The 8,766-nt window shown below is 70.6% G+C and carries 8 protein-coding genes; 7 read left to right on the top strand and 1 reads right to left on the bottom strand.

Translation table 11 applies throughout. The features are described 5' to 3' along the window. Positions 1-28 precede the first annotated feature (28 nt). The 7 genes from VGW35_00935 (at position 29) to VGW35_00905 (ending at position 7,932) form a co-directional block, all read left to right on the top strand. Entirely contained in the window at positions 29-1,240 is a 1,212-nt protein-coding gene (locus tag VGW35_00935) for an amino acid ABC transporter substrate-binding protein (protein HEV8306202.1), read from the top strand. Positions 1,241-1,244: 4 nt separating this feature from the next. Then, a complete protein-coding gene (locus VGW35_00930; protein ID HEV8306201.1) occupies positions 1,245-3,365 on the top strand; it encodes a hydantoinase/oxoprolinase family protein in 2,121 nt (706 codons plus the stop codon). Beyond that, positions 3,362-5,140 carry a hydantoinase B/oxoprolinase family protein gene (locus VGW35_00925; protein HEV8306200.1) on the top strand — a complete coding sequence of 593 codons (1,779 nt, stop codon included), beginning with the start codon at positions 3,362-3,364 and terminating at the stop codon, positions 5,138-5,140. Before VGW35_00930 ends, VGW35_00925 begins: the two co-directional genes overlap by 4 nt. A 5-nt stretch (positions 5,141-5,145) precedes the next feature. Further along, on the top strand, positions 5,146-5,526 hold the full coding sequence (locus VGW35_00920) for a VOC family protein (GenBank protein HEV8306199.1): 381 nt from the start codon (positions 5,146-5,148) through the stop codon (positions 5,524-5,526). Positions 5,527-5,583: 57 nt separating this feature from the next. Then, positions 5,584-6,444 carry a branched-chain amino acid ABC transporter permease gene (locus tag VGW35_00915; GenBank protein ID HEV8306198.1) on the top strand — a complete coding sequence of 287 codons (861 nt, stop codon included), beginning with the start codon at positions 5,584-5,586 and terminating at the stop codon, positions 6,442-6,444. 86 nt (positions 6,445-6,530) lie between these two features. Continuing rightward, positions 6,531-7,469, top strand: coding sequence for a branched-chain amino acid ABC transporter permease (locus tag VGW35_00910; protein ID HEV8306197.1), 939 nt, complete (start codon positions 6,531-6,533; stop codon positions 7,467-7,469). A 196-nt stretch (positions 7,470-7,665) separates the two neighbouring features. After that, the gene (locus VGW35_00905; GenBank protein HEV8306196.1) at positions 7,666-7,932 is read left to right on the top strand and encodes a DUF1344 domain-containing protein; all 267 of its coding nucleotides are present in this window, start codon (positions 7,666-7,668) and stop codon (positions 7,930-7,932) included. A gap of 72 nt (positions 7,933-8,004) precedes the next feature. On the opposite strand, the gene VGW35_00900 is transcribed toward VGW35_00905, so the two are convergent. Then, the coding region (locus tag VGW35_00900; GenBank protein HEV8306195.1) for a serine protease at positions 8,005-8,766 on the bottom strand (762 nt) is incomplete at its 5' end.

Below are 8,766 nucleotides of genomic sequence, written 5' to 3'. Positions count from 1 at the left end.
CGACCTTTCCCGACCATGGAGGCCCCGCATGCATCACAGGCGCGTCGCGCTCTCCCTCGTCGCCGTCCCCCTGATCTGGACCGCGCTGCTCGGCGCCCCGACGGGCGCCGCCGCCCAGGCGCCCACCGAGATCCGGGTCGGTGCCACCGTCGCAGTGACCGGCCCGGCCTCGGCCGAGGTCGGCCACTTCAAGAAGATGATGGAGCTGTGGGCGGAGACGATCAACGCCAAGGGCGGCGTGATGCTGAAGGAGTACGGCAAGCGCCTGCCCATCAAGATGGTCATCTACGACGACACCTCCAAGCCGCCCGACTCGGTCCGCCTCTACGAGAAGCTGGTCACCGACGACAAGGTCCACGTCCTCCTCGGCCCGTACTCGTCGCCGATCACCGTCGCCGCCTCCACCGTGGCCGAGAAGCACGGGATCCCCATGCTCGCCCTCGAGGCCAACTCGACCGGAATCTTCAAGCGCGGGTTCAAGTGGCTGGCCGGCGTCATCGACGACGGGACCAAGTGGTCGTACCACTACTTCGACATGCTCAAGGCCGAAGGCAAGGCGAAGTCGATCGGCTTCGTGATCGAGGACACGCCGCACCCCAAGGAGGTGGGCTCGGGGTCGATCCCCAAGGCCAAGGAGATCGGCCTCGAGGTGAAGGTCGAGGAGTCCTTCCCGGTGGCCAGCCAGGACTTCACGCCGATCATCACCAAGCTCAAGGCGGCCAACCCCGACATCGTCTACATGTCGGCCTTCCCGGCCCGCGAGGTGACCTTCTTCAAGCAGGCCCTCGAGCAAGGGCTGAGCCCGCGCGAGTTCCACATGATCCACCACGGCGTCGCCTTCTACGGGGCCGTCGGCATCAAGAACGCGAACCTGGTGACCGGCGAGGCCTACTGGATGCCCGGCGTGAAGGCGGGGAACCCGAAGCCCTACGAGGAGCTCCTCCAGAAGCTCAACATCAAGGTGGAGGACTACCCCTGGTCGTCCATCCACTATTTCGGCTTCGAGGCGCTGGTGGCCGGACTGGAGAAGGCGGGGACCCTCGACCGGGAGAAGCTCATGGCGGCCTTCAAGAGCCTGGACGTGGAGACGATCAGCGGTCGCCTCAAGTTCGATCAGACGACGGGCCAGGGCACGCTCAACCCGTTCCCGACGCAGATCCAGGAGGGGAAGTACGTGACGCTCTGGCCCGCCGAGATCGCCTCGGGCAAGCACGTCTATCCGCGGCCCGGCTCCCAGTAGCGCGTTGGATCCCGCGGCGTCTCCCCTCCCCCTCTCCCCCGGCTCCGGGGAAGAGGGGTTCCGGGTAGGCTTCGACGTCGGCGGCACCTTCACCGACTTCGTTCTCCAGGCGGCGGACGGCCGCCTGCTGACCGGCAAGCGTCTGACCACGCCGCAGGACCCCGCCCGCGCCTGCGTCGAGGGGCTCCGTGACCTGGTGGCCCGCGCCGGCCTCGGCTGGGCCGACCTCGCTCAGGCGGTCCACGGGACCACGCTGGGCTCCAACATCGTCATCGAGCGCAAAGGGCGGAAGGTCGCGCTCCTCACGACCCGCGGCTTCCGGGACGTCCTCGTCATCGGGCGGCAGAAGCGGTACCAGCTCTACGACCTCTTCATCGAGAAGCCGGCGCCGCTCGTCCCCCGCTCGTGGATCCGCGAGGCGACCGAGCGGATCGCCTTCGACGGCGAGGTGCTGACCCCGCTCGACGAGGCCGAGCTCCGGGCCACCGTCCGGGCGCTGGCCAAGGACGGGATCACGTCGCTGGCCGTGTGCTTCCTGCACGCGTACGCGAACCCGACCCACGAGCGCCGGGCGGCCGAGATCGTCCGCCAGGAGGCGCCTCACATCGCGCTGAGCCTCTCCTCCGAGGTCTCGCCGGTCATGCGCGAGTACGAGCGGACCTCCACCACCGTCGTCAACGCTTACGTGATGACCGCCGTCCGGGACTACCTCGAGCGGCTGGAGCGCGCGCTGGGCGACCTCGGCTACCGGGGCCGGCTCTTCGTGATGCAGTCCGGGGGCGGCGTCGCCACCGCCGAGACGATGGCCCGGTTTCCGGTGCGAATGATCGAGTCGGGACCCGCCGCCGGCGCCCTCATGGCGGCCGCCTACGGGAAGCTCACCGGCCACGCCGACCTGATCGCCTTCGACATGGGGGGCACGACGGCCAAGCTCTCCCTCATCAGCGGCGGCCGGCCCGCGACCGTTCGGGAGTTCGAGCTCCACCGGGTCCGCCTCCAGCCGGGCAGCGGCATCCCGATGAACATCCAGGCGATCGACCTCGTCGAGATCGGCGCGGGCGGCGGCTCGATCGCCCGCGTCGCGACGGGCGTCATCACGGTCGGCCCCGACTCGGCCGGCGCCGATCCGGGACCGATCGCCTACGGGCTCGGCGGCACCGAGCCCACCGTGACCGACGCCGACCTCGTGCTGGGCTACCTCAATCCCGACTACTTCCTCGGCGGCCGGCTGCCACTCGACGTCGAGGCCGCCCGCCGCGGGATCGAGGTCGCCATCGCCCGTCCGCTCGAGCTCCCGGTGGCCGAGGCCGCCTGGGGGATCCACCAGATCGTCAACACCAACATGGAGCTCGCCACCCGGGTCGTGTCCATCGAGCGCGGCTATGACCCGCGCCGGCTGGCCTTCATCGCCTTCGGCGGCTCGGGGCCGGTCCATGGCTGCCGTCTGGCCCAGGCCCTTCGCATTCCCCGCGTCATCCTGCCGGCGGCGGCCGGGGTGACTTCGGCCATCGGACTCCTGGCGGCGGAGATCCGGTTCGACCTCGCCCGCTCCTACCTGACGCGGCTTCTGACTCTCGATCCGGTCTACGTCGGGCGCATCTTCGGGGAAATGGCCCAGACCGGCTCGGCGGTGATGCGGGAGGCCGGGGTCGGAGGCAGGCTCACGGTGCTGCGGAGCGCGGATCTCCGGTACGTCGGACAGGGATACGAGCTCACCGTGGCGCTGCCCGACGGGTCGATCGATGCCGGGACGGCGGATGGCCTGCGGCAGGGGTTCCACGCGGCATACGCCCAGCGTTACGGCTACGCGGACCCGAAGGCCGAGGTCGAGCTGGTCACGGTCGGCGTCAGCGTGATCGGCGCCGGTCCCGAGGTGCGCCTGCCCGAGCCCCGCCCGGGCACCCGGGAGGCCGCCGAGGCGCGGAAGCCCGATCGCCCCGTCTACTTCCCCGAGCTCCGCGACTACGTGCCGTGTCCGATCTACGACCGCGCGCGGCTGCCGGCCGGCGCGCGGCTCCCGGGCCCCGCGGTCGTCGAGGAGGCGGAGTCGACCACCGTGCTCCCGCCGGGCGCGGTGGCCGAGGTCGACCGCTGGGCGAACCTGCTGGTGAGCTTCGCCCAATGAGCGGCGTCGATCCCATCACGCTGGGCGTCATCTGGGGCGCGCTGCAGTCCATCACCGTCGAGGTGGGGACGACGGTCCACCGCACGGCCCACTCGCAGCAGGCCCGCGAGGGGCAGGACTTCTCGGTTTGCCTCTTCGACCCCGAGGGCCGCATGGTGGCCCAGGGCCCCTACAGCCCCGGCCACATGGGGGCGATGGCCTTCGCCGCCCGGAACGCCATCGCCGCCTTCCCGGCGGAATCCCTCCGGGCCGGCGACGTCGTCCTCTTCAACAGCCCCTTCCTCGGCTCGGGCCATTTCCCCGACTTCTTCATGATCCAGCCCGCCTTCCAGGAGGATGGGCGGCTCATCGGGTTCGCGGCCAACATCCTCCACCACACCGACGTCGGCGGGATGCGCCCCGGCAGCCAGGCCGTGGAGGGCGTGACGGACTACTTCCAGGAAGGCCTTCACATCCCGCCGGTCAAGCTCTGGAAGAGCGGCCAGGAGCAGGACGGGATCCTGGCAGTCATCCTGGCCAACACCCGGATGCCGGAGTCCATGCGGGGCGACCTGCACGCCCAGCGGAACTCGCTGCGGGTCGGTGAGCTGCGCCTGATGGAGCTCGCGGAGCGCCACGGCTACGACGCCGTCCAGGCCGCCATGACCGAGATCATGGGCCGCACCGAGGCCAAGGTCCGCGAGGCCATCCGCGCCATCCCGGATGGCGTCTACCCCTTCGAGGACTTCATGGACGACTACGGGCCGCGAACGCCTCCGATGCGGCTCGTCGTCACCGTCACCGTCGGCGGCGACGAGATCCGCATCGATTTCGATGGCACGGGGCCTCAGACCGAGTCCGGCATGAACTCGTACCTCAACTACACGCGCTCCTACTGCTACGCGGCCGTGAAGTGCCTCACCGACCCTCACGGCCCCCAGAACGACGGCGCCTTCCGCCCGGTGCGCATCGAGGCGCCCGCCGGGTCCTTCCTCAACCCGCGACCGCCGGCCGGGGGCGGCCCCCGGGCCGTCTTCTGCTATCGCCTCTTCGACGCCGTGATCGGGGCCCTGGCGCCCGCCCTTCCCGGCCGGGTGACCGCCGCCGGCTCCCACTTCGCGAACCCGACCTTCGGCGGCTTCGATCCACGGCGGAACCGCCGCACCGTCGTCTACGAGCTGGTCCTCTCGGGCACCGCCGCCCGGCCCGACCGCGACGGCGTCGAGGCCATGGCGATGGCCTTCAACGCCTCGAACATCCCGGTCGAGTCCCAGGAGGCGAGCCAGCCCGTCCTCGTCGAGCGCTTCGAGCTCCGCCGCGACTCGGCCGGGGCCGGGCGCTACCGCGGCGGGACCGGCATCCGCCGCGACCTGCGCCTCCTGCTCCGGAACGGCCAGCTCACCAACAACACCGAGCGCCAGCGCTTCGCTCCCTGGGGACTCTTCGGCGGCCAGCCCGGCCAGCCCGGGGTGACGCTGCTGAACCCGGGCACGCCGCGGGAGCGCCGCCTCCACTCGAAGGCCTCCGATACCTTCGAGTATGGCGACGTCGTCTCCTTCCAGCAGCCGGGCGCCGGGGGCTACGGCCCGCCCGGGGAGCGCGATCCCCAGGCCGTGCTCCGGGACGTCATCGAGGACTACGTGTCGATCGAGGGCGCCCGGCGCGACTACGGCGTCGTCATCGACCCCGTGACGCTGACGGTGGACGAGGCGGCCACGCGCACGGCGCGCGCGGCCATGCGCGCCCAGGCACCCGAGCCGCCGCCGGTCGTGACGCGCCAGGGCCCGCTGTGGTGAGCGCCGTGGGCGAAGCCCCGTACGTCGACGCCAGGGAGCAGCTCGTCGTGAACCTGTTCGTCCGTGACCTCGGGCGATCCGTCGCCTTCTACCGGCGACTCGGGTTCGAGCTGCTGGGCGAGCAGGGGCGCTTCGCCGCGCTCGCCTGGGAAGGCCACTGGCTCTTCCTGGAAGAGCGCGACCGTCCACCGGCTCCGGACGCCCCCCCGCAAGGGAACGTCCGGGTGATGGTGCCCGATGTCGACCGGTACTGGCAACTCGCCACGGAGCTCGGCCTGCCGGTGCTGGGGCCTATCGCCGACCGCTGGTATGGGCTGCGCGACTTCACCGTCCTCGATCCCGACGGCTTCGGGATACGGTTTGCCAGCCGACTCGCCGATCGGTGACCGGCCGCTGATCGACGCGCGGCGGACGATCGAGCGGCGGGCGGAGGCGTAGAGTCCGTGCAGATCTTCCTCCAGCTCCTGATCGGCGGGGTGCTCCAGGGCGGGATCTACGCGCTCGGCGCCTTCGGACTCTCGATCATCTTCGGCGTCCTGCGCGTCCTCAACGTCGCCCACGGTGACTACCTGATGCTGGGGGGCATGGCGACCTACTGGCTCTACACGACCTGGGCCGTCCCCCCCTTCCTGGCCGTCCTGATCGTGTTCCCGATCTTCTTCGTGGGCGGTCTGCTCGTCGAGCGGATCTTCATCCGGCCCATCACCGGCATGGCCCACCACGAGTTCCTGGTCGCCTCCATCCTGATCACGCTCGGGATCTCGCTGGCCATCGAGGACGTCACGGCCGCCGCCTTGATCCAGCCGATCAAGGGGATCGACTACTTCCTCCCGCCGTTCCGGATCGGCACCATCGTCATCTCGTCCCTCCGGCTCTCCCTCCTCGGTCTCATCGTGGCGCTGACCGCCGGGATCCACCTCTTTCTGCGTCGGAGCTTCATGGGGAAGGCGCTGCGGGCCGTGATGGAAGATCGCGAGGGCGCCATGCTGGCCGGCATCGACATCGGCACGGCCTCCATGGTGGCTTTCGGCCTCGGGACGGCGCTCACGGCCACCGCCGGCGTCTTCTTCGTCACGCTGATCCCGGTGGATCCGCACATCGGGATCCCTCTCACCCTCCGGTACCTGGCCATCATCGTGCTGGGAGGCGTCGGCAACCTCCCCGGCGCCCTGGCCGGCAGCGTCGTACTCGGGCTGTCCGAGTCGATCGTGTCGTTCTACGTCGGCGCCGAGTGGTCGCTCACCGTCGCGTTCCTGATCCTGATCGCCATCCTGCTCCTCCGCCCGCGGGGACTCTTCGGCTGAGCGCAGGAACTCATTCGGGATGCGGCCATGCGGGGACGACGAGACGCAGCAAGCGGCGGCAGACGCTCCCGCCCCAGTGTGAACTGATGGGAGCCGTGCTGGTCGGGGTGGGCGGCCTCGGGCTCGCGTTCTTCGCCGCGCTCCCGTACCTGACGGCATCGACCTACCTGGTCTCCTTCTTCCTGTCCGTCTTCATCGCGGCGATCCTGGCCCAGAGCTACGACTGGGTCGGCGGCCACATGGGGTACCTCAACCTCGGCCACGCGGCCTTCTTCGGCATCGGTGCCTACGCCTTCGGCATCGCCCTGAAGGCGGGACAGCCGCTCGTCTTCGCCTTCGGGGCCGGGGCCGCCCTGGCCGCCCTCTTCGCGCTGGCCATCAGCTATCCGTTCTTCCGGCTGCGGGGGGCGTACTTCGCCCTGGCGACGTTCGGGCTGGTGACGCTGCTCGAGCTGCTCGCCCTCAACCTCTCTCGACTGACCGGCGGCTCCGAGGGCCTGACGATCCCGACGGGTTACCGCCTCTACCATGCCTACTACGTCTCGCTCGCGCTCCTGGCGCTCCTGGTGACCGGCACCGCCTGGCTCGCGCGCTCGCCGCTCGGGCTCGCCCTGGTGGCCATCCGGGAGGACGAAGAGGTGGCCGGCGCGTTCGGCGTCCACGCCTACGCCGTCAAGTGCCTCGGGCTCACCGCGAGCGCGGCGGTCGCGGGCCTGGCGGGGGGCGTCTACTGCTGGTATCTCACGTACATCATCCCGGCCACCGTCTTCGGGCTGGACGTCGCGCTGGGGCCCATCGTGATGGCGATGCTCGGCGGATCGGGCACCGTGGTCGGACCGCTCCTCGGCGCCCTGGTCGTCGACACGATCCGGGAAGCGCTCCGGTTCGTCGTCGCGACCCAGCACTTCGCGCTGACGATCTACGGCGCCATGCTGGTGGTCGTGGGACTGTTCCTGCCCGGCGGCCTCGCCGCGCCCCAGCGCTGGCGGCGACTGGCCGCCTTCGTCCGCGGCCGAACGGGCTGATTCTCCCTGCTCTGTCCGCCGACTCGACGCCGGCGTCGGGAGGGGAGACAGCGGGCAGGCCGCGGCCGTGGAAAGGTTCGATTTCCAGTCTCGGTACCCCGATTGCTTTTCCCCGACGTGACTCGCCCGACCGGGCGCGGGGCGTAGCTCCCCGCCGGCCGAGCGCCATGAACCCGGCCAGCGCAAAGGAGGACGTATGGCGAAAGCGGCAACGCTCTTGGTCGCGCTTCTCCTGATCGCCACCACGGCCTGGGCCGCGGAGATCGAGGGGAAGATCAAGTCGTGGGACGCGGCGACCAACATGGTGACCCTGGACGACGGGACGCAGCTCGAGGTTCCGGTCGACATCCAGGGGCAGATCCAGCGCGACCAGCTGGCGGAGGGCGCGAACGTCAAGGTGAGCTACGAGGAGAAGGACGGGAAGAAGGTCGTCTCCTCGCTGGAAGTCACCCAGCAGAAGTAACCGCGCCTGACGACCCTTGCGAAGGCCCGGAGGATCGCCTCCGGGCCTTCGTCGCTTTCCGTGGGGCGCGCGTCAGCGCTTCGGCGGGGCCAGGGCGGGCCGCCCGGCGACCAGACGGGTCTGATCCGCCAGGGCCAGGAACCGCCAGATGTCGGCGAGCGGGATCACATAGGTCTCGCCGGGCACCGGCACGTCGATGTAGCGCGAGGTGGCGTCACCCTTGAACGAGACCCGCGCCGTCCGGTAGCCCTCCACCAGCCCGATGAGGCTCCCGTGGCGCGCCTCGTACACGCCTCCCCCGCTGGCGCCGTAGCTGACCGACGCGTCCACCATCAGCCGTGACGCGCTCTCGCGGTCGGTGGCTTCGGCATCGTTCAGCTGGCTCACGATCCCGCCCGCCAGCGTCATGTTCCGGCCCCAGGGGAACGCCACGACCCAGATCTCGTCGCCGAGCGCCGGCGGCGCGCCGAGGCGCGCCGGCACGCAGGTGTCGCTGCGGGCGCGGAGGAGGGCAAGATCGAGGTCTTCGGTGTCGCGCTGGGCGAGCACGGTGGCCACGGCCTTGGTCCCGGCGCCCCGTTGCCGGCCGAAGAGGACGTACACGGTTTCCTGACCCGAAAGCCGCGCGAGGGTGTGGCCACTCGTGATCACGAAGCACTCGGTGCCGTGCGCCGTGGGACTGGCCGCGATCACGACGCCCGAGCCCGTCCGGAACCGGCGGCCGTCCTGCTCGAGGACGACCTGAACCGAACTCGGAAGGATCCGCTGGAGGATCTCACCTCGTCCGGGTGTCCACAGCCGGTCCGTCGCGCACCCGGATGCGAGCCCGAGCAG

It is taken from the genome of Candidatus Methylomirabilota bacterium (assembly GCA_036005065.1).
In the GTDB taxonomy this organism is placed as follows: Bacteria; Methylomirabilota; Methylomirabilia; order Rokubacteriales; family DASRDR01; genus DASYQW01.
The sequence above is the reverse complement of the archived record's forward strand: the minus strand, read 5'-3'. Positions and strand labels throughout refer to the sequence as shown.

Excerpts from the sequence above, each read along its gene's own strand:
- VGW35_00935 (HEV8306202.1), top strand. The coding sequence starts at position 29 with ATGCATCACAGGCGCGTCGCGCTCTCCCTCGTCGCCGTCCCCCTGATC.
- VGW35_00905 (HEV8306196.1), top strand. The coding sequence starts at position 7,666 with ATGGCGAAAGCGGCAACGCTCTTGGTCGCGCTTCTCCTGATCGCCACC.
- VGW35_00910 (HEV8306197.1), top strand. The coding sequence starts at position 6,531 with ATGGGAGCCGTGCTGGTCGGGGTGGGCGGCCTCGGGCTCGCGTTCTTC.
- VGW35_00925 (HEV8306200.1), top strand. The coding sequence starts at position 3,362 with ATGAGCGGCGTCGATCCCATCACGCTGGGCGTCATCTGGGGCGCGCTG.